The organism is Anaerocolumna sp. AGMB13025, from assembly GCF_029689925.1.
In the GTDB taxonomy this organism is placed as follows: Bacteria; Bacillota; Clostridia; order Lachnospirales; family Lachnospiraceae; genus Anaerocolumna.
Genome location: NZ_CP121445.1, coordinates 6,732,077 through 6,752,662, shown reverse-complemented (window position 1 = coordinate 6,752,662; position 20,586 = coordinate 6,732,077). Strand labels below are relative to the sequence as shown.

The 20,586-nt window shown below is 39.5% G+C and carries 15 protein-coding genes and 1 riboswitch; of the genes, 12 read left to right on the top strand and 3 right to left on the bottom strand.

Features of this window, described 5'->3' with window-relative positions; all coding sequences use genetic code 11:
* Positions 1 to 51 precede the first annotated feature (51 nt).
* From QA584_RS28270 to QA584_RS28230, 9 genes are all read left to right on the top strand, one after another.
* The gene (locus QA584_RS28270; protein WP_278272437.1) at positions 52 to 1,695 is read left to right on the top strand and encodes an ABC transporter substrate-binding protein; all 1,644 of its coding nucleotides are present in this window, start codon (positions 52 to 54) and stop codon (positions 1,693 to 1,695) included.
* Positions 1,696 to 1,917: 222 nt separating this feature from the next.
* The gene (locus QA584_RS28265; RefSeq protein ID WP_278272436.1) at positions 1,918 to 2,877 is read left to right on the top strand and encodes an ROK family protein; all 960 of its coding nucleotides are present in this window, start codon (positions 1,918 to 1,920) and stop codon (positions 2,875 to 2,877) included.
* 143 nt (positions 2,878 to 3,020) lie between these two features.
* Positions 3,021 to 3,746, top strand: coding sequence for a 6-phosphogluconolactonase (locus tag QA584_RS28260; protein ID WP_278272435.1), 726 nt, complete (start codon positions 3,021 to 3,023; stop codon positions 3,744 to 3,746).
* A 33-nt stretch (positions 3,747 to 3,779) separates the two neighbouring features.
* Positions 3,780 to 4,562: a ThuA domain-containing protein gene (locus QA584_RS28255; RefSeq protein WP_278272434.1), complete on the top strand. Its 783-nt coding sequence runs from the start codon at positions 3,780 to 3,782 to the stop codon at positions 4,560 to 4,562.
* 11 nt (positions 4,563 to 4,573) lie between these two features.
* On the top strand, positions 4,574 to 7,030 hold the full coding sequence (locus tag QA584_RS28250) for a glycoside hydrolase family 9 protein (protein ID WP_278272433.1): 2,457 nt from the start codon (positions 4,574 to 4,576) through the stop codon (positions 7,028 to 7,030).
* A gap of 140 nt (positions 7,031 to 7,170) precedes the next feature.
* Positions 7,171 to 8,130, top strand: coding sequence for a Gfo/Idh/MocA family protein (locus tag QA584_RS28245; protein WP_278272432.1), 960 nt, complete (start codon positions 7,171 to 7,173; stop codon positions 8,128 to 8,130).
* A 102-nt stretch (positions 8,131 to 8,232) separates the two neighbouring features.
* Positions 8,233 to 10,116 carry a beta-N-acetylhexosaminidase gene (locus QA584_RS28240; protein ID WP_278272431.1) on the top strand — a complete coding sequence of 628 codons (1,884 nt, stop codon included), beginning with the start codon at positions 8,233 to 8,235 and terminating at the stop codon, positions 10,114 to 10,116.
* 228 nt (positions 10,117 to 10,344) lie between these two features.
* Positions 10,345 to 10,427, top strand: a riboswitch (cyclic di-GMP riboswitch).
* Positions 10,428 to 10,813: 386 nt separating this feature from the next.
* Entirely contained in the window at positions 10,814 to 11,611 is a 798-nt protein-coding gene (locus QA584_RS28235; protein WP_278272430.1) for a helix-turn-helix domain-containing protein, read from the top strand.
* A 167-nt stretch (positions 11,612 to 11,778) separates the two neighbouring features.
* Positions 11,779 to 12,105 (top strand): hypothetical protein, encoded by a 327-nt coding sequence (locus QA584_RS28230; RefSeq protein WP_278272429.1) that lies wholly within the window; start codon positions 11,779 to 11,781, stop codon positions 12,103 to 12,105.
* Between the two features lie 205 nt (positions 12,106 to 12,310).
* Here the strand turns inward: QA584_RS28230 and QA584_RS28225 are convergent, their stop codons facing one another.
* Together QA584_RS28225 and QA584_RS28220 are read right to left on the bottom strand one after the other, a co-directional pair.
* The gene (locus QA584_RS28225; protein WP_278272428.1) at positions 12,311 to 13,693 is read right to left on the bottom strand and encodes an immunoglobulin-like domain-containing protein; all 1,383 of its coding nucleotides are present in this window, start codon (positions 13,691 to 13,693) and stop codon (positions 12,311 to 12,313) included.
* Entirely contained in the window at positions 13,686 to 14,174 is a 489-nt protein-coding gene (locus QA584_RS28220) for a sigma-70 family RNA polymerase sigma factor (RefSeq protein WP_278272427.1), read from the bottom strand. The genes QA584_RS28225 and QA584_RS28220 overlap by 8 nt, the downstream gene beginning before the upstream one ends.
* A gap of 1,278 nt (positions 14,175 to 15,452) precedes the next feature.
* On the opposite strand from QA584_RS28220, the gene QA584_RS28215 reads away from it, so the two are divergent.
* From QA584_RS28215 to QA584_RS28205, 3 genes are all read left to right on the top strand, one after another.
* Positions 15,453 to 16,457 (top strand): ABC transporter ATP-binding protein, encoded by a 1,005-nt coding sequence (locus QA584_RS28215; protein ID WP_278272426.1) that lies wholly within the window; start codon positions 15,453 to 15,455, stop codon positions 16,455 to 16,457.
* Positions 16,458 to 16,467: 10 nt separating this feature from the next.
* The gene (locus tag QA584_RS28210) at positions 16,468 to 17,271 is read left to right on the top strand and encodes an ABC transporter permease (protein ID WP_278272425.1); all 804 of its coding nucleotides are present in this window, start codon (positions 16,468 to 16,470) and stop codon (positions 17,269 to 17,271) included.
* 286 nt (positions 17,272 to 17,557) lie between these two features.
* Positions 17,558 to 18,334, top strand: a complete 777-nt coding sequence (locus QA584_RS28205) for an ABC transporter permease (protein WP_278272424.1) — start codon at positions 17,558 to 17,560, stop codon at positions 18,332 to 18,334.
* A 376-nt stretch (positions 18,335 to 18,710) separates the two neighbouring features.
* Here QA584_RS28205 and QA584_RS28200 read toward each other — a convergent pair whose 3' ends face one another.
* Positions 18,711 to 20,471, bottom strand: a complete 1,761-nt coding sequence (locus QA584_RS28200) for a DUF885 domain-containing protein (RefSeq protein ID WP_278272423.1) — start codon at positions 20,469 to 20,471, stop codon at positions 18,711 to 18,713.
* Positions 20,472 to 20,586 lie beyond the last annotated feature (115 nt).

The following is a 20,586-nucleotide window of genomic DNA, read 5'->3' as shown; positions in this document are numbered from 1 at the left end:
CATAAATACAGGAAGCAAAAACGATATCATATAACCAAAGGAGAGAGAGTTATGAAAATGAAAAGGCTGATTTCCGTAATCATGCTTGTGTGTATGCTTTGCCTGTCCTTATCAGGCTGCGGCAAATCCAAAGAGACGAAGGCAACTGATTCAGATCCAGGCAGTAATCAGGCTGCTGGAACCACAGAAGGAAGCGGTGAGGGTAATTTTAAGGGACCAAGCGGTAATACTCCCGTTAAAGACGGTAAAATAGATACCTCTAAATTTGTTACGGTGAAAATGCTTGTTCTGGGAGATCCCCCGGCTGGCGGAGCAGATAAAAAGGTACTGGCGGAATTAAATAAAGAATTGAAAGAACGTTTGAATGCGGAACTGGAGATACAGTGGATTGAATGGAACAACTATGAAACCAAATATCAGATGGAACTGGTATCAGGAAGTGATATCGATTTAATCTTCACTTCTTCCACCTGGCTTAATTTGTGGGAAAACTCAGAAAAAGATGCGTTTATGGATATGTCTGAAATGCTTCCTTACTATGCACCTTTGTTGTGGGCAGATACTAAGAAAGAAGAATGGGATGGCTGTACCTATAAAGGCAAGATTGTAGCACTTCCAGAACATAGAAAATGGCAGTTATCCACACCTTTATTTGCTTACCGCAAAGACTGGGCCAAGGAGTTTGGAATTGAAAATGTGAATTCCATGGATACCCTGGAACAATACTTAAAAGGTGTAAAAGATAATAAACCGGACGCCGTTCCTTACAATGTAGGCGGCAGCGCTGCCTCCAACGAATTATATTCCTTGTGGATGCGACAGGATACGGATTATATATTAGGACCGGGAAGCGTTGGAATGGCTTGTCCGGTAGCCAACAAAAGCTATGAGGAGCCTTGGACGGCAGTATCACCGGTGTTTGATGATAAATTTATAGATTTTGCAAAGAAGATGAAAGCATGGGGGGATGCAGGTTTCTGGCCGGAGGACGTTATGTCTGCAACCATTGATACAAAGGCTGCTTTTCTGTCCGGCAAATCCGGCTTATACAGCATGAACGTATCAAACTATTATCCCTTATTCCAGGAGCTTGCCAAGGAAAACCCGGAGGCAGAACTTGGCGCGTTCTTCTTTGATGAAAAGAGAGGATATTGTGTGGCAGACGTAATGACTCAGGATTCCTGTTCCATTACCGCCAATGCAAAGAATCCGGAAAGAGCCTTAATGATGTATGACTTATTCCAGTATGATAAGGATATCTATCACCTTACCCAGTACGGGATAGAAGGGCAGCAGTATGTTGTAAACAAAGACGGCTACCGTGAAAAACCGGAAGGGTATGATAAAGACAGAGATGATTACATCTGGGATATGTGGAGCACCAGAAATGATGCTTTGGAAATTCCTGAATTCAATCCATTCAAGGAACAGATTGATGAAGTGAATGCCAAAATCAAACCTTGGACTAAAATGAATCCCTGGGGCTCCTTTATCGTAGATACTTCTACTGTTAATTCACAGGTTACAGCCATTAATGAAGCCGGAACTACCTGGCTGCCTGCAATCCAGTTTGGTAAGGCCGGAGATCCATCAGACGCGGTGAAACAGTATAGAGATGCCCTTACCAATGCCGGAATCGATTCCTATATGCAGGAAGTGGAAAAACAGATGCAGGATTATAATAATAGCAAGTGATTATCCGAAAAGATAGTCATACAAGTACTATGCTGTTGAACTGGTAAATACAAAATTTATAAGGGTTGTCAGGAATTGAAGTTTACATAGGTTAAGTTAAATTGTGAACCGATAAGACAGCCCTTTTTTTAAGCATGAAGGTCGGTTTTCCAGGTAATTTATTAATAATGTGCCTGTTATACAGACGTTGTTTATCAAACATAAGAGTTTTTGGAGGAAATAATGGATACATTCATTGGATGTGATTTTGGCGGTACTAAACTGCTGATTGGTGAGATAGATGAAACGGGCAGGATATTAAACAGCAAACGCTATGATACAGGAATTAAAAAACATACGGAAGCTGCGGCCTATATTCTTTCCTGTCTTACGGATTATATCGGGGAAGCCGGTTTTGTAGGCAAACCAAAGGCAGCAGGAGCAGGTGTTGTCGGTGTTGTTGATTATGCAAAGGGGATTTGGCGGTCCATGGACCATGTAGAAACAACTCCGATACCCTTGGCCGCACTGATATCAGATAAACTTGGTATACCCGCTGCCGTTGATAATGACGTAAAATGCGCCACAAGAGCTGAGATGATGTTCGGACAGGGAAAATATAGTGATAACTTTATATATTTAAATATCGGAACCGGAATTGCCGCAGGCTTTGTGGTGGAGGGAAATATTTTAAGAGGGGCAAACAATAACAGTGGCGAAGTAGGGCACTGCGTAGTAGATTTATCCAGAGAGGAAATCTGTATATGCGGAAGGCACGGATGTGTGGAAGGAATTGCTTCCGGCTCTGGTTTTTCAAAACAGGCAGTTTGCTTATTAGACCAGTATCCTACCAGACTTGAAGGTGTAGGGAAGGGGAAAGTAAATGTATCCGAAATTTTTAAAGGGGCGGACCAGGGGGACGCTCTTTGTATGAAACTGACAGAACAGGCAATGGATAACCTTAGCAACCTGATTATGAATCTGGTTAGGACCACTGATCCGGATACCATTGTTTTAGGCGGAGGTGTTGTAAGTGATGGATGGCTTTTACCTAAAATCTGTGAAAAACTGAATCCTTCTACCATGAGAGGGGTAAAAAACGGAGTAATAAAATCTAATTTCAACCCCGGTTTGGTAGGGCTTATTGGCGCCGGAGCACAGGGAATTGTGAAGCTACAGGAACTTAAACACAGGCTGATATAAAATTTAAATAAAGAAATTACAGGATATATGCCCCTTTCAGGAACACCGGAGATATCTAGGGTAATTAAAAAACACCATTATTGCATAGTTTCCCAATTGCCTGAAGGGAGATATATTAAGAAAGGATTAGAAGGAATCGCGCAATGAAGATTATTATAGCGAAGAATGAACATGAATTTGACCAAAAAGCTGCCTGGCTTATCATCGGGCAGATGTTAAAAAAGAAAGATTCTGTAATTGGATTGTCTACGGGACAGACAACTAAGAATATGCATCGGATCGTAAGTGAAATATATCATGCAAATCCATTTCCCACACAAGAGATACGTATTTTTAATGTAGATGAACTTACCAACCTTCCGAGAACGTATGCCGGGAGCTGTTATGCAATGATAAAAACACAGATTTGTGATACGTTACATATACCGGAAGAAAATTTTATTATGCCGCCTACTATGAGTGAAGACTTTGAGCTAGAGTGCAGGAAATTTGAGGAAGCCCTTTTAAGAGCCGGCGGCGCAGATTTGCAGATGCTTGGAATCGGCTGGAACGGACATATTGGGATTAACCAGCCGGGAACACCCTTTGAAAGTACTACCTGGGTATCTCCCATGGATCCGGTTTTTGAAGCCAGGGTAAGGAAGGAAACCCGTGTAGACGAAACCTATCCCTTGGGGGGCTTAACGTTAGGGATTAAAAATATAATGCAGATAAAAAAAATAGTATTGATTGCCAAGGGTAAGCATAAAGCAGAAATTATAAGACAGGCTGTATTGGGACCGGTAACGACAGATATTCCGGCTTCGGTTTTACAACTTCATCCAAACTGTGAAGTTTTACTGGACGCAGAGGCTGCATCCAGGTTATAGTAAAGGTTTTGGAAGATATAAGGAGATCAGAACATGGAGAAATATCGCGCAGTAATGTTGGTAAGTCCTATGGGACATGATGTAAATCGTATTTGCAGCATTGTAAGCAGATGGCTTAAGGAAACAGGCATTTTTGAAGTGGAAATTGCAGGAACCTATTCCAAGGACTGCGTTTCCATAGATGAGTATATGACTGACCGGAAAAAGGTCTTTCAAACAGATTTGTTTTTCTTTCTCTGCTCCGATGAATACTGGAAGAATAATAAAGCGGCGGAAGGGAATCTGGCAGAAGCAGTAAGGGAAGGTAAAGGAGTTTTATTCTATCACGGTCTTCATCCCTGCTTTGAGGATAATCCTGAAATAGAGAAGATGATTGGTCTCTTATGGAGAGAAACCGCAAACCACGGTGATTTTAATTATTTTGATGTATCCATAACTGACTGGGCTAAGGATAAGAAACATCCGATAACAGAGGGAGTCACACCGTTTCGGACCAAAGAAGAACTTTTCTGCCTACTGGAAAATCCCTGGAATGTGCCGGTAGAGATTCTGGTAACAGCTTATTCAAACCCGGAGGTGGTCTCCAGATGGGGGCTTTATGGTACCGGCAGGGAGGAACCGGTCCTTACTGTAGGCAAGTATGGAAAAGGAAACACGGTGAATTTTATTCTCGGACACGTATGGGAATATTATACCGGTCACGGATTAATGGAGGATAGTACTATTGCCATGGAACCGCCCCAATTTAAAACCCTGTTATTAAGAAGCTGTGAATGGGCTGTGGCGGGAAACGTTACAGCAACCAAAAACCGATAGGAGGCTTTTACGTGAAGGAACAGTTTCAAAAGGATTTAATTCAGTCTGCTTTCCTGCATAAACCTTTGCCACTTTATGAAGAGGGGGCTTTAGAAAAAGAGTGGGAGAAGCGGGATGTACTTTTAAAAAACCCGGTATTAAAAAAAGGCATGGAATCTGCCCTGTCCCATGAGGGAGAAGGCAATACAATCTGTTACGAAGATGATACTGGCAGTCTGATACTGGGATTAAAGGGAAACACCGTAACCTACTGCTGGCCGGAGGCAATGAGTCCTGACGGGGACTATGCTTTTTACGGAATGGTTCATGCTAAACTTAAGATAAATAATGAGAACTGGGAAAACTTTAACTGCCTGACCTTTTATGTGAAACCCGATTGCGATGGTTCCAGAGTTGTTAATGTAAACGTAAGTATAAAAAACCAGGGAACTGTAAAAATTCCAGATGAATATTACCGGGAAGGCAATCATGTGGTGAATCTGATCAATCATGAGTGGAACCGATGCATCTGGGAATTTGGCAGTATGGCCAGGGATCAGGTAACAGAGCTTGCCTTTTCCTGCAGGTTAAACGGAAAAGATACTGCCACAGGGGAGGAAGTATCGTATCTGGTAAAAGAGATCTGTCTTGAGAAAACAGAGAAGGCAGAACCGGATAAGGGTTGGTTTTGCAACGAAGGAATTGCCTACTCAACTTCCGGCTATTTTCTTAATGGTGATAAAACCGCCGTTACATCAATGGAGATTGACTCCTTTTGTATAATGGATGACAGTACGAAATCAATTGTGTATGAAGGGTTATGCAGCAAGGGTACTTATCTTGGGAAAGAATACCGTATTCTGGATTTTTCCCCGCTAAATAAAGAGGGCAGTTACTATATACAGGCAGGCGGGAGAATAACCAAGTCATTTACAGTTTCTGAAGAGGTTTATGAGGAAGCATTATGGAAAGTAGTAAACTTTCTGTTCTGTGAACGGTGCGGTTATCCGGTTCCCGGCAGACATGGTCATTGCCATAAGGATGTGGTAGCAAAGCACGGAGATAAGATTATATCCTTTTGTGGAGGCTGGCATGACGCAGGTGATATGTCCCAGCAGTTGATTCACACGGCAGAAGTGACTCAGGCTTTGTTTGAGATGGCAGAAGCCGTAAAATTAAAACAGGAAAGACAGCAGGATTTTGGTAAAATCAGTGACAGTAAGATGGATTTAACAGAACTTTTATATGAAAGACTAATAGAAGAAGCCTCCTGGGGGCTGGAATTTGTAATCGGCAGCCGTTTTGGAGACGGTTACCGGGCTGCCAGTGCGGGAATTGTCAGATGGACCAATGGGATAATCGGGGATGAGGATGATGAAAAAGTGCGTTACCATAACCATGCCTTTGAAAATCTTCTTTGCAGCGGAGTCTGCACAGTGGCCGCAGGTGCCCTGAAAGAATCCGACAAAGAGCTTTCTTTTAAATGCCTTGAAATCGCCAAAGAAGATTTTGCTTTTGGAATGGAACGGTTTATCAGGGTTGGAATGGAACTGCCCATCATGTGGGAGCACACCTACTCCTCCTCTAAATCCCAGTATTATGCACTGATAACCTGGTGCGCCGCTTTATTATATGAGGCAACCGGGGAAAGGCTGTATGGGGATACCGCTGCGAGGTATGGCAACTGCCTCATAGAGTGTCAGGAGACCGGAGTCAAGACAGAGGGGTTTACCGGATTTTTTTACCGGGATGAAGAAAAAATAAGTATCGTACATTATAACCACCAGTCAAGAGAATATATGTTTACCAAAGCGTTTGAACTATTATGTAAAACACAGCCTGATCATAAGGATAAGCCCAGATGGGAAAAGGCCCTTAGTTTATACGGCACTTACTTAAAGCTGGTAATGAACTATGCAAGCCCTTACCGGATGATACCGGCTGGTCTTCACCATGAGAAGGAAGCAGAGGACAAGGAGACTTTTAAACTCCTTCACCTTTTAGTAGACTATGAGGAGCAGAAGGAACATTATAAAGCCCAGCTAAAACAGGGAATTGCTTTAGGTGATGGTTATTATATAAAGAACTTCCCCGTATGGTTTTCCTTCCGGGGGAATACAGCCGTTCATCTGGCTATGGGAATGGCCGCGGCAGCAACCGGCAGCTATTTTAATGATATCTCGCTGGTTCAGATTGCAAAGGATCAGCTTTACTGGATAAGCGGCAGGAATCCATTCCGACAATCCTTACTATACGGTGAAGGTGACCGTTATGTACAGCAATATGCAGTTATGCCCGGAGAAATGACCGGAGAGATTCCGGTTGGAATAGAAACCAACGAAGATGAGGATCTCCCTTACTGGCCCCATAATAATAACGCCACTTACAAAGAAGTATGGACTTCATCGGCTTGTAGGTGGCTCTGGACTCTTGGCGCTATCTATCATCATGAATACGGGATTAGTGATGGGGCTTTTAAAAGGATGTAATTAGCAATTAATGCGGTTGTAAAGTTGAATCTTGTTCAAAGGACAATAAAAGCTATGTTAATTGAAGGGTATATTTTAAATACTATATAGATTTGTAATTGCTTCATAAAGTACTTGATATCTGAAAGGAGAATAGTATAATGATTAAAATTGGATTTGTTGACCGGTACCTGGATAACTGGCATTCGAATCATTACCCGGAATACTTAAGTCTTGGGGCAGAACTTTATGGGATAGCGGCCAAAATCACCCATGCTTATGCCGAAAGGGATACACCGGATGAATATGGAATGACTACCAAAGCCTGGTGTGAGCAGTATGACTGCATTCCCTGTGAGACCTATGAGGAACTCATTGACTCCGTAGACGCTATTATGGTCATGTGTGCGGATGACTGTCTGCCCCATGAAGAATTGGCGGAAAAGGCGTTAATGAGTGGGAAACCGGTTTATTGTGATAAAACCTTTGCGCCAACGAAGGAGGCTGCAAAGAGAATGTTTGATTTGGCCAAGAAGTACAACACACCGGTATTTACCTGTTCTGCACAGCGTTTTTGCATGGAACTCTTAAGCTATAAGAGGCAGATAACGGAACTGGTTGATTATTGTGCTTCTACAAGTCCCGGAGATATGGTCAACTACTCCATACACCAATATGAAATGCTCCAGATGCTAATGGGAACAGGTGCAAAGCGCTGTCAGGCGTTTATAAGCGGCGAAACGGTACATATTATTTATCAATATATGGAACAGTATATGGTACAGACTGACAAAGACATGATTCAAAACTCTGACCAGAATACGGACCAGTATAAAAATACATCTGCTGACCAGTATAAAAATTTTTATACCGGGGGAAGAATGTGTACGTTTACCCAGGGAAGGAAACTGCCCTTTAGCCTCTTTGCCGCTACCAAAACGGAGGGAGTTAAGAACATAGAGGTGAGTGACTATTATATGAATTTTATGAATAAATTGCTGCATTTCTTTTTAGACAAAAGAGTACCTGTCACCAGAGAAGAAACCATGGAAATCATGGCAATGCAGCAGGCAGGCAGAAAAGCAATAGAAAACCCCGGAATATGGATTGATGTAAACTGAGATTTTACTAAGGTCACCTCTTAAGGGTTCTTCTGTTGTTTACGGCTGTTTTACCAATATTTTCAAAAAATTCCGGAAACACGAAATATAAGGAGGAACAATATGTATCTGATACCGGCACCAAGTAAAATGACAATTGAGAAGGAGCAATTTTTTCTTCTTAAGTACAACAGTAAAATCATCCTGGATAAGGAGTGTGACCTGCAGATTACCAGTCATGCAAAACTGCTAAAGGCGGATATAAATCATAAGCTTGGATTTGATTTATTACTGACTAAGGGGGAAGCGAAAAAGGGTTCTGTCTTTATAAACTTTAATAAAGAACTTACTAAAGAGGAATATACGCTTACGGTAACAAAAGAGCAGATTGTCATTTCCGGCGGAAGCGGAGCTGGGATTTTATACGGGATTCAGACCTTAAGGCAGATCCTTGAGAATAAGGGAGCGGTGATTCCCTGTCTAAGGATAGAAGATAAACCGGATATGCCAAACAGAGGCTTTTATCATGATGTAACCAGGGGAAGGATTCCTACTATGGAAGCTCTTAAGGCCCTTGCAGACAAACTGTCTTACTATAAAATAAATCAACTCCAATTATATATTGAACACAGTTTTCTCTTTCAGGATTTCAGCGAAGTCTGGCGGGATGATACTCCTCTTACGCCAGAGGATATATTGGAGTTTGATCGATACTGTAAAAACCTTCATATTGATTTAATTCCCTCTATTGCAAGCTTTGGACACCTTTACAAAGTCCTTGGTACCAAGTCTTATACCGGTCTTTGTGAACTTGAGGAGGCAGAAGTGCAGCCCTTTTCTTTTTTTGAACGGATGGCTCATCATACACTGGATATATCCAAGGAGGAAAGCTTTGACTTTGTTGTCAAAATGCTGGAGGAATATATGCCTTTGTTCTCCTCGGATTACTTTAATCTGTGTGCGGATGAAACCTTTGACCTTGGTAAGGGGAGAAGTAAGGAACTGGCAGATAAAATCGGTGTGAATGATATGTATATTAACTTTGTCAAAAAAATCTGTGATTTTATCATATCAAAAGGGAAAATCCCTATGTTCTGGGGAGATATCATCTGCGGAATGCCAGAATATATAAAAAAACTTCCCAAGGAAACCATTTGCTTAAACTGGGGTTATGCTCCAGATCACAGTGAACAGGGAACAAAAGACCTTTATAATGCCGGAGCAATCCAGTATGTCTGCCCAGGAGTGGGGGGCTGGAATCAGCTTATTAATTTAATTAAGAGTTCTTATGATAATATAAGCAGAATGTGCACCTTTGGGTATAAATATAATGCAGCAGGGGTGTTAAATACAGACTGGGGCGATTACGGACATATTAACCACCCGGAATTTTCAACTACCGGATTAATTTACGGTGCGGCCTTTTCCTGGAATAAAACCATCCCTGAGTTTGAGGAGATAAATCGTGAAATTTCCAGGCTTGAGTATGGTGACTTTAGTGAATGCTTTGTTGGAACCATTGCAGAAATCGCGACAAAAGCAGAAGCCTCCTGGTTTGAACTGGTATGTCATAAGGAAGGAGAGCAGAACCGCCTTCAGGGAAAGCCCTGGGCACCTATATTGCAGAATATTACCTGGGATAAGGTAAAGGCATCAAACCTATTTATCACTGAAAAAATAGCGGAACTGTATCAGCTTTTGTCTATGGCAAAACAGGAGAAAAGGCATCTTTATAAAGCTTACATCCTGGCAGCGGAGGGCATGAAACTCTGGAATGAAACAGGAGCCATAACCGCTTTGGGAGAAGAAAAAGAAAAAGCGGGCAGCCAGGCATTTGAAGTGGCGGTTTCTTTGGAATACTGGTATCATGAGTATAAGGAATTATGGAGAAGTGTCAGCAGGGAAGCAGAGCTATATCGAATCGGAGAAGTAGTGTTCTGGTATGCGGATAAACTCCGTGAGATTTCTAAGAAAAAGGAGAAAGACCCTACTGCTGGCTTGCTATGATAGGGGAAGGAAATCTATAAATAGCGTAATATTGATGGTTTTTAGATATAGTTAGTTCCATATTAGCATAATTATTCATTAATCGACAACAATTTGCAATGTAATATTGAAAAATATGACACATTATGGTAAAATAATTTTGTCTTTTGCCAACCAACACCATAAAGACTTAATATCTGAACAACTTATGCTGAATAAAACATCATTGATCGATTTGGATATTAAAAAATATGAAATTGATGCGTAGGATATATCCTGTATATGGGCACTTGGGGTATATATAGCTAGTAGTGCAACCGGCAATTTTTATATTTTTAATGGATTGTAATTTTATAATGTTATCCATAAAAATAAGTAATCAGGTTTATTTGTCCGGATAATGCTATATACACTCCCAGTTAATCGTTATTTAAATTAGTGGGAGATATAATTAAAATAAATACAAGAAAAGTGGCTTCTGCCACTTTTTTTGTATTGTGCTTTACTTTAAATTAGCAGTACAATTAGAGTAGTCTGGTTATGTAACTTTTAAAACTTAACGGATCAAAGTTTATATCCTGCAAGTAAAACCAGCCGGAAGCAGCATAAATACAGGGATGTTAAGTTTGGTTGACAAATTTCCAAGTCTCCTTGGTAGACTTTGTTGACACCGAATTATATAGTAAAGCCATAAAGAATTATGGGAGGCATGATAAAAATGGAATTTAACGACAGGTTAATGGAATTAAGAAAAAGTAAAGGTTGGTCCCAGGAAGAGCTTGGAGATAAACTTGAGGTAACGAGGCAAACTGTTTCTAAGTGGGAATTAGGTCAAACCACACCGGAGATGAATAAACTTGCCGCTTTAAGTGAGTTATTTCAGATCAGTCTTGATGAACTTATATCCGGGAAAGAACAAAGTACTGGATATGAACAGAATCCTGGCCAAGGCCGAAGAATAGAAAAGGAAGTAATCTATATTGAACAGAGAAGGCATTATGAATATAAGAGTAAAAGGACGGTAAAGGGAATGCCCCTTGTCCATATTAATCTAGGCTATGGCATGTATCATGCCAGGGGCATTCTGGCAATCGGTAATATAGCAACGGGGCTGATTGCTATTGGAGCTGTTTCTGCCGGTCTTATTTCGCTGGGGGCCGTATCCCTTGGATTGTTGACCCTGGCAGCCTTATCCGTGGGAATACTATCTATTGGAGCAATAGCGGTGGGACTATTTGCTATCGGTGGATTCGCAGTTGGTTATCTTGCACTTGGGGGCTTGGCAGTAGGGACATATTCAATCGGAGGCTGTGCCTTGGCAGATAAAATTGCCCTGGGTGGATATGCAAGCGGTCATATAGCCGTAGGAGATGCCGTAAAAGGAACTGTTGAATTTCTGACAAAGGATAATAAATTCAGTGATATAAACGGATCTGATTTAAAGCAGGCAATCCTTGATCAGTATCCGGACACCTGGAAATGGATTTCGGATTTATTTATTTCACTGGTGGGATAACAGCCTTATTTTTTATCTATGTCCTTACGAGTCATACATGGATAGAAAAAGAAAACCTGCGAATTTTGTAAAATATACTCCGAAAAGGAGTGTGCTTCAAGGACAGTTAAGCGGTAACCTTCATATAATGTGATTGGGACTTAATAAAATGATGGAGGTAGGAAGATATGATTAAAATTGAAATTTCATTAGATCAAATCAACTACGGTGAAATTGCAGATACGGTTATTCCGCTTGTTATAGATAAAATATCATCCAGAGAAGATTCGGGAAAGTTCATCCAATTATTAAATGGACTGGACGAACTTCCGGGTTCCCTTGCTAAAACAGCCCTGGATGTATTACCGGAGAAGATTAAAGAAGAAATGACCGTTTATTTTTTAGATAAATATAAAGAAGGTATCAGGGAGGTTATTAATAACCTTGCAAAAGATAATAAAATTAAAGCAGAGGTCAGTAAAATAAGAGTATGCAGAGAAACCAGACAGAATTAAATAGAACGAGAAGTTTAAAATAGAAAAAAGGGACAGTCTTAAGGTCTTTTGGACATGAAGGGTTTTTTAATGTATCTACTATGAAGGGATAGCATGCAATTACAAATTGCAGCTATCCCCAAATTATGAGTGATTACTATTCAAATTATAAGTGACTAATATTCAAATTATGAGCGATTATTATTCAAATTATGAGCGACTAATATTATTTCGTTAATTCAAATTCTGAATAGAAGGTCTGACCGTTAATAGTTTTGACCAATCGGTAACTTCCGGCAGTGAGGCTTGGCTTAAGCTGGCTTAAATCCACGTTAAATTCCTGAGTAGAACCGGGTGCTACCGAGTAGGCAATATCGATAAAAGCTAAATCAGCAGTGGCAGGAACGGCTTCCCAGTTGGTGCCCTTTAATTGCTCAAGGCTATAGTCAGCACCGAAAAACACATCTGCCTTACCTGTATTTTTAATAGTAAAGGTAAGAGTTTTAGTATCTGCCGGTAAAGAAGCTTTTGAGGGACTAAGTGAAAGGCTGGTTTCAACAGCAGCATCCGTTGTAGCAGTAGTTTCGTCAGCAGGAGCGGTAACCGGCATAGTATCCCAGAAAGCATTAAAAGCTTTGTCATCTACCTTAAAGAAGCCGATCTGAGAATCATAAACATAACCACCTTTGAATAGCCTTAAGGAAGTAACCAGATGATCTTTTGTTTTGATATCAACAAATTTCTGACTGTCATAATCCGTATTTTCCGTTAACATATCTATGTTTTCGCCAATGGGTACAGAAGAATAGAGGCTATCCAGGAATGCGTTTAAAGCATCTGCTGAATTTACTTCTGTCACTTCATTCATGCCGTTATTCCAACTGTTATAGCTTTCCCAGTTATAGGATTCTACATTGCCTTTTAAGTTTAAAAGGTTAAAATAATCTGCACCGCGCTTTAATGTCATACCGCCGAAGCTGTCATAAAGTTCACAGCCAAAACCGCCGTCCTGGTATTCATAATAAACCATTAAACGGTGATTGCTGTCATACCCTTTTACAGTGTACACATCCCCTTCACCAATTGTTGAAGCGAATTCGGTGGCATAGTCCTTCTGGCTGCTCCATTCATTAAGGGAACCTTTGGTTTTTCCTATATAATCGCCTCGTAAGCTTACTACATCATCTTTGTTTAAAGTCATGCCGTCAGTGGTTTCAAAGGTAGTTGCACTTTGAATATAGACATGGCCTTTATATACGAACAGAGGCAGCATTCTTGATTTTATCCCGGAGTTTTCAGATTTCGGGATTTCCACCAGGGGAACTGTGATGCCCTGAGTTTTTGCATTTTCCGTATTGACAGTACTTTCCGTAGTATAGCCGTCACTATGATTGCCGTTTAATATACCGCCTGTTAAGTTTACGGCAGCAGTGCCGGCAGCTATGATAACCGCTACACTGGCAGCAGACAGTGCAAACTTTTTAAGGGAAGGATATTTTTTCTCTGGCTGTTTGGTTAAAGCAGCTTTCATTTTTTGTGCGGTTCTTTCGTTAAAGTCTTCTGATATTTTAAGTTCGTCCATAGATTTCACATAATTATTCTTATTCATATTCAAAACCTCCAATTAATTGTGATTTCAATAAGTTACGTCCTCTGGCCAGCCAGGTCCCCACAGTTGCTGGGTTTTTGTGCAGAATTGAGGCTATTTCGTTAATGGAGTAATCTTCGTAATAGTATAAATGGATTACACTACGGTATTTGGCAGGCAAGTTTAAGACCAGGACCAACACCTCACTGTCTTCCTTGGGTATATAGCTAATATCCTCCTCTAAGGGAACTTTTAATTTGTTCCAGGAGGATTTTAAATGATTTTTACAATGATTTATCGTTACTCTGATAAGCCAGGCTTTTTCATGTTCTTCATTGTCAAAGCCAGTTCCCTTCTTTATTAAACTGACGAAGACGTCCTGAGTTATGTCTTCTGCATCTGCCATATTTTTTACGTAGGTGAAGGCCAGCTTAACTAACATCTTAGAATATTTTTCTAATACATGTTTTATATATTCATCGGTACCAAATGAATATTCCATCCGCTTCAACTCCTTTCACTTATAATACAATTGGGGATATGAAAATTTTTCATATTTTAAAAAATTTAAAAAAAATTTTTAGAAATTTAGTTTGTGGGGGAAACTTCGCAGTGGTAGGGGGATTACTTTTGATAAAATCAGCTTTTAGGTTTTGAGGAAAGCATGGATTAGGATCTATTTTCTATGCTAAGTATTCTTCGCCTGAATTCACTAATGGATTTTCTACGTGGTAAGGCAAGAGCAAAAAGGCACAAACTCCTCGCAGGCTCGTCAGACAGTGTGCCTTTTTGCTCTGAACCACGTAGAAATTCCATAAGTGAATTATACAGGCGCTGAATGATACGCATAGAAAATAGATCCTAATCCATGCTTTCCAGGTAAGAGCTTGAACTGATTTTATCAAATGTGTTAGGTTGAGGCTGCGAAGTTTCTTAAACTGTAGTTTATTTATAGGGGGTAAGTGTCTTTTTTATTTGTTTATCACCTATAAAGGTGGTGGTGTTTTGTTTATTATTATTCTGTCTTTATTTGCAAAGATGGAATCTTGTACTATAAATAAATATCATGTAGTACTAGTAAGATTCTTTATAGTCTTGTACCGTATTTTTATGATAGGTATAAGGTTATTTTTTAAAGATCATGTTTTGAAAAGATTATACTTTATCAGGATTATTTTAATGTTATTTTTTTAAGGCTATTTTCAAAGGCTATTTTTAAAGGCTATTTTCAAAGACTATTTTTAAAAGCTATTTTATTAAAACCAATTTTTAAGTCTATATTTGTAAGGTTATTTTGCAAAGGTTATATTTTTGCAGATCATACTTTTTTATAAAGTCTGATTTTCTAATTCATACTACTTAAAAGGATATATTTTTGTAAGGTTGCTTTTAGAGTTATGATTAATAAAGGATTATTTTATAAGTTGCATTTAAGTAAGTTAATTGTATTAATTATAATAAAACATAGTTATCCACGAAATAAAAATAAATATTTTTTAGTTTACCACAAATTTACCACATATTAACATTACAATCCATAAGATAAGTTTTGCCTTTTTTATTTATTTAAATCCTTCGCAAAACGGAAATACATTTACCACGGTTTTTCTTGGCAAAATCCAAGAGGACAGAACGCTTGGCAAGATATTTCGAAACTAAGAATCCATGTAAGACATTTAAGCTGCATCGTGTATACAATTGGTATATGCCATATGTAAGTTATACTGCCCGCTGATGGATTAAGGATTTCAAAAAATATTACTACCAGGAGGAAATTAGTATGATTCAAGTGGAGCACATCCAAAAGACCTTTAAGGTCGCCAGGCGTAATGCTGGCATGAAAGAGGCGTTTTTGGCCTTGTTTAACAAGAAGTATGAATATGTAAAGGCTCTTGATGATATTTCTTTTACTATCGCCGATGGAGAGATGGTGGGGTATATCGGTCCCAATGGTGCGGGGAAAAGCAGTACCATTAAAATCTTAAGCGGGATATTGACACCTGAGGGCGGAAGCTGTCTGATTAATGGGAGAACACCCTGGAAAGATCGGATTGAACATGTCAGGGATATTGGTGTTGTATTCGGTCAGCGATCTCAATTATGGTGGGATGTACCGGTGATAGATTCTTTTGAGTTATTAAAGGATATTTATAAGGTTTCTGAAAAGAAATTTAAGGAAAATCTTTCGGAGCTGGTTACTTTACTTAACTTGGAGGAAATTATTAAAACACCTGCCAGGCAATTATCCTTAGGGCAAAGAATGCGGTGTGAAATCGCAGCGTCCCTTCTTCACAATCCAAGTATTTTATTTTTAGATGAACCCACAATCGGACTGGATGCGGTTTCTAAGATTGCGGTAAGAAATTTTATTTTAGATATTAATAAAAGTCATCAAACTACAGTGATCCTCACTACCCATGACATGCAGGACATTGAGGCACTGACTAAGCGGATTATACTCATTGGAAAAGGAAAGATTCTGATGGACGGAGAACTGTCTGAGATGAAGAAACAATTCGGGGGATATAAAAAGCTTATGGTTGAATATAGTGGAGGAGGAATCCATGTGTGCGAGGGCATGCATATCATCTCCAATGATTATTCCCATGATGATAAAGGTATGGTAGTGAACGGACATGCCGTAATTGAACTGGATTCGGAGGTAATACCGGTTTCCGAGGCCATAGCTGCTTTATCTGCCGAAGTTGATTTAAGGGATATTTCTGTATCTGGTTCTTCCATTGATGAAGTTGTGGTGGAGCTTTATAAGCAGTATGAAATTTAGGAGGTGCAGGATGAATAAATATCTGTCCTTTTTCCGTCTCCGCTTTTTATATGGTCTTCAATACCGGGCAGCGGCCTTAGCCGGAATTGCTACGCAGTTTACCTGGGGGGCGTTGGAACTGCTTATGTTCTATGCTTTTTATACGGCGGACCTGGGGGCATTTCCTATGACGTTTTCCGCACTTACTACTTATATATGGATGCAGCAGGCATTTTTAGCTTTATATATGACCTGGTTTTTAGAAAATGATATATTTGAGCTGATTAAAAACGGAAATATCGCCTATGAACTGTGCAGACCCATTGATATTTATGATATGTGGTTTACCAGAAGCATGGCAAACCGTCTATCCAGAGCAGTTTTAAGGTGTATGCCTATCTTATTGATTGCAGCGTTTCTGCCAAAGCCATATGGTCTTAGTTTACCGGAGGATTTGACCTCCTTTCTCTGGTTTTTAGTAACTATGGTGTTTGCTTTTATCGTTGTAGTTGCTTTTTGTATGCTGGTCTATATTGTAACCTTCTTTACCCTCTCCCCCATGGGAGTACGCATGGTAGCCGTTGCGTGTGTGGAATTTTTTTCAGGTGCGGTAATACCGCTGCCGTTCCTGCCGGATAAGGTACAGCGGATTTTTGAACTGCTTCCTTTTGCCGCTATGCAGAATGTCCCGTTAAGGGCGTATACCGGAGATTTACAGGGGCAGAGCCTAAAAAGGGCTGTCCTCTTACAAATCCTATGGATATTTGTACTCATAACCTCTGGAAAGGTTTTAATGAAAAAGGCGTTAAAAAAAGTGGTTGTTCAAGGCGGTTGAAGGAGAACCGTTTATCCGCATAAGGGTTTTTCCCTCACAGTAAAGGTCTCCAATAAAATAGCTCTCCGATAGGACACACAGGACGAGTTTATGAAAGATAATAACTATCTTGACAGTATCAGCACAATAATATGCAAAGGCATATGATTCAGTGATGGTAAAAGTAGAGAGCATAAAGCGGTTGCTACGGCAAAAAACAGTAACAAAAACCAGAATTAATAAAAAACTTTTAAACCCCAAAATAATATTAACAATAGAACTATATTACTATAAAACAGGAGGCTCCATGAAATTATATTTTAAGTTTTTTTCCATACACTTAAAAAGTGTATTTCAATATAAAACATCCTTTCTGTTAACCACCATTGGACAATTTTTAGTATCCTTTAATGTGTTTTTAGGGGTATATTTTATGTTCCAAAGGTTTAATAAAGTAAAGGGATTTACCTACAGCGAAATATTATTATGCTTCTCCATTGTGCTGATCGAATTCTCCTTAGCAGAGTGCTTTGCAAGAGGCTTTGACACCTTCTCCGCTACCATAAGTAACGGTGAATTCGACCGCATCATGGTAAGACCCCGTAATGAAATCTTTCAGGTACTTGGAAACAAAATAGAATTTACCAGAATCGGCCGTATGCTCCAAGCCATAATCATGTTTGCTTATGGCATTATGAAAAGTCAGATAACCTGGAGTTACGATAAAGTACTGACCGTAATCTTTATGATAATAGGCGGAACCGTAGTATTTACGGGAATCTTTATAATTTACGCCGCATTTTGCTTTTTCACCATAGAAGGTCTGGAATTCATGAACATATTTACCGACGGAGCCAGAGAATACGGCAAATACCCCCTTAGCATCTACGGGAAAAGAGTATTGCAAATCTGTACCATCCTTGTTCCTTATGCCCTGATTCAGTATTACCCTTTGCTGTATATACTGGACCGGACAAAGAATCCTTTCTATATCCTGTTACCACTAATAGCCTGTCTATTTATCATCCCCTGCTATCTGTTTTGGAAATTCGGAATCAGGCATTATAAATCAACCGGCTCATGAAAACATTTATCCATAACCCGCTTTAAAATATACCCATTCATAAATCACTGTGCCAAATAAGTATCTGAACATTTCCGAAAACAGCCTTAATAAAATCAGTCCAAAACCTAAATAAAAAAGCAGCGGCAAGGGTATCGTTCTTATGCGCATTATTCTGAGTCCCGAATTTACTTATGCATTTTACATATGGTTAGAGCAGAAAAGCACACTGTCTGACGAGCTGTGCGAGGAGTTTGTGCTTTTCTGCTCTTGCATTACCATATGAAAAATACATTAGTGAATTCAGACGAAGAATCTAAGCATAAGAATGATACCCTTGCCGCTGCTTTTCTCTCAGCCTGAAAGACTGATTTTATTAAGGCGTACTTCCAACAAATCACCTTTTAGCCACCTGTTCCTCTTTTAGCCAGCCATTCATCCGATCCGCAATAATATCAAATTGTGCCGGTCCAACATCCAGTAAAAACTTATGGAAATCTTTTAATACAAACTTATCCCCAAGTGTCTTTTGTGCCGTTTCCTTTAAATTCATAAACTCCAGGTATCCAACGCCATACTGTGGATATAGGGCAGGTTCTTCAATCATAGTGTTGTATAATAGCTTAATGGTGGTACTGTCCGTAATATAATTTTTTAAATAAGCCGCAGTATCAGAAAGACTCCAGCCATCATAATGGATTCCCATATCAATCCGGCAGTAAAGCGCCATGTTGGCAGCCATATTAGCCTCCAAAAAATCGGCTACATCCTCACTGAAACCAGCCAGATGGTAGGAATAATATTCCACATAAGTAGCCCAGCCCTCGGCATATCCGCCAAAACTAAGCAGGTTTCTGATAGCCGGAGGATTAAGGCTTCTAAAATATACCGACTGATATAAGTGCCCCGGATAGCCTTCATGGGCAATCGTGGTAAAAATCTGGGATAAGTCAAAATCCGGATTTTCATTAATGTATATAATGTTATTCTTATAACTGTCTAACGGCGGTACTAAGTACATGGCAGGGCTTAAATGATCCTGTAGGGATTTATCCACGTATTTTATAGAGCATTTTACATCGGGACAGGTGGGGAAATCCTTCTTAATTGCTTCCTTTAAATACTTAATGATTTTGGAAGGGTCTGTTAGAGAATAGGATAAGGACATTACGGTATCGTATACATCCGGATTTTTATTCATAATGCTGCTTAACTTTAACATATTAGTACTTAACGAGTTTTCAAGCATCTTCTTTAACTCTGGAATGGAACGGGAAGAGCCGGTGTTTACTTTAATGAGGTATTCATAATATTCTTTTCCTTTTTCATAATGGCTTAAGCCTTCTTTATTTGTGCCGGTTCCTTTTAATTTGGTTAAGGTATCAATTAATAATTCATAGGCTGGAATTACCGAATTAAGGACAGCATCTTTATTTGCAGCCTTGTATTCTTTAACCTCTTCTTTGGTTAATCCGTCAAAATCAGACATCCGGTCATTAAATATGCTGATTAGGTAGTTGTTTTCTTTGTTTTTAATAAATTCCTTGCATTGATCGATAATACTGTCTGCCACTTCGTCATTCATAAATAAACCGGCAGCTGATTTATCTTTTTCAAAGGCGCAGATTTCTTTAAAATAATCATAGACTTTAGGCAGCAGTTCTAGATAATTTATGATGTCTTCTTTTCTGTTAAAGTTATATTCGGCAAGAAGTACGGGAAGCTGTGCCTGTATTCCGGTGGTAGGACCTAAGCCTTCATTGTACTGGATAAAATCACCTAAAGACTTTTCTGTCTCTAAATCCTCTTTTAATATATCATAAGAAAGCTTCTGATCCTCTGAGAGGGAATTATAATCATATTGCTTTAACGTAGCCAAATAATTTTCCGAGGACACTAAAGATTTCTCAATGGATTCTTTGGAATAGTGACCAAAGGTTATGTCCGGATTGGTTATACCGTAACTTTCCGGATTTGCCAGGGAATAATTAAGCGTAATCGTATCTTTTTGCACTTCCGTTGTGAATACTCGGTCTAAAAAAGCATTAAAATCTTCAGCAGGTGCAGCACTGCGGCTATTTCCGGAACATCCTAAAGTACTTACTATCAGCAAAAGTACCAACAGGACGAATAGGAGGTATTTCTTTTTCCGTTTCATAATAGGACCAAACCTTTCTTTTAGTATGACACTTTAAATCCCTTTGTTCTCATTCTTATTTACTAACTTATGATGTAAAACGGGAAACCATTCATTCTAAATATTTTTCGTAAGT

Coding starts and splice junctions, on each gene's coding strand:
- QA584_RS28260 (WP_278272435.1), top strand. CDS start 3,021: ATGAAGATTATTATAGCGAAGAATGAACATGAATTTGACCAAAAAGCT.
- QA584_RS28235 (WP_278272430.1), top strand. CDS start 10,814: ATGGAATTTAACGACAGGTTAATGGAATTAAGAAAAAGTAAAGGTTGG.
- QA584_RS28215 (WP_278272426.1), top strand. CDS start 15,453: ATGATTCAAGTGGAGCACATCCAAAAGACCTTTAAGGTCGCCAGGCGT.
- QA584_RS28225 (WP_278272428.1), bottom strand. CDS start 13,693: ATGAATAAGAATAATTATGTGAAATCTATGGACGAACTTAAAATATCA.
- QA584_RS28245 (WP_278272432.1), top strand. CDS start 7,171: ATGATTAAAATTGGATTTGTTGACCGGTACCTGGATAACTGGCATTCG.
- QA584_RS28205 (WP_278272424.1), top strand. CDS start 17,558: ATGAAATTATATTTTAAGTTTTTTTCCATACACTTAAAAAGTGTATTT.
- QA584_RS28220 (WP_278272427.1), bottom strand. CDS start 14,174: ATGGAATATTCATTTGGTACCGATGAATATATAAAACATGTATTAGAA.
- QA584_RS28200 (WP_278272423.1), bottom strand. CDS start 20,471: ATGAAACGGAAAAAGAAATACCTCCTATTCGTCCTGTTGGTACTTTTG.
- QA584_RS28240 (WP_278272431.1), top strand. CDS start 8,233: ATGTATCTGATACCGGCACCAAGTAAAATGACAATTGAGAAGGAGCAA.
- QA584_RS28270 (WP_278272437.1), top strand. CDS start 52: ATGAAAATGAAAAGGCTGATTTCCGTAATCATGCTTGTGTGTATGCTT.
- QA584_RS28230 (WP_278272429.1), top strand. CDS start 11,779: ATGATTAAAATTGAAATTTCATTAGATCAAATCAACTACGGTGAAATT.
- QA584_RS28265 (WP_278272436.1), top strand. CDS start 1,918: ATGGATACATTCATTGGATGTGATTTTGGCGGTACTAAACTGCTGATT.
- QA584_RS28210 (WP_278272425.1), top strand. CDS start 16,468: ATGAATAAATATCTGTCCTTTTTCCGTCTCCGCTTTTTATATGGTCTT.
- QA584_RS28255 (WP_278272434.1), top strand. CDS start 3,780: ATGGAGAAATATCGCGCAGTAATGTTGGTAAGTCCTATGGGACATGAT.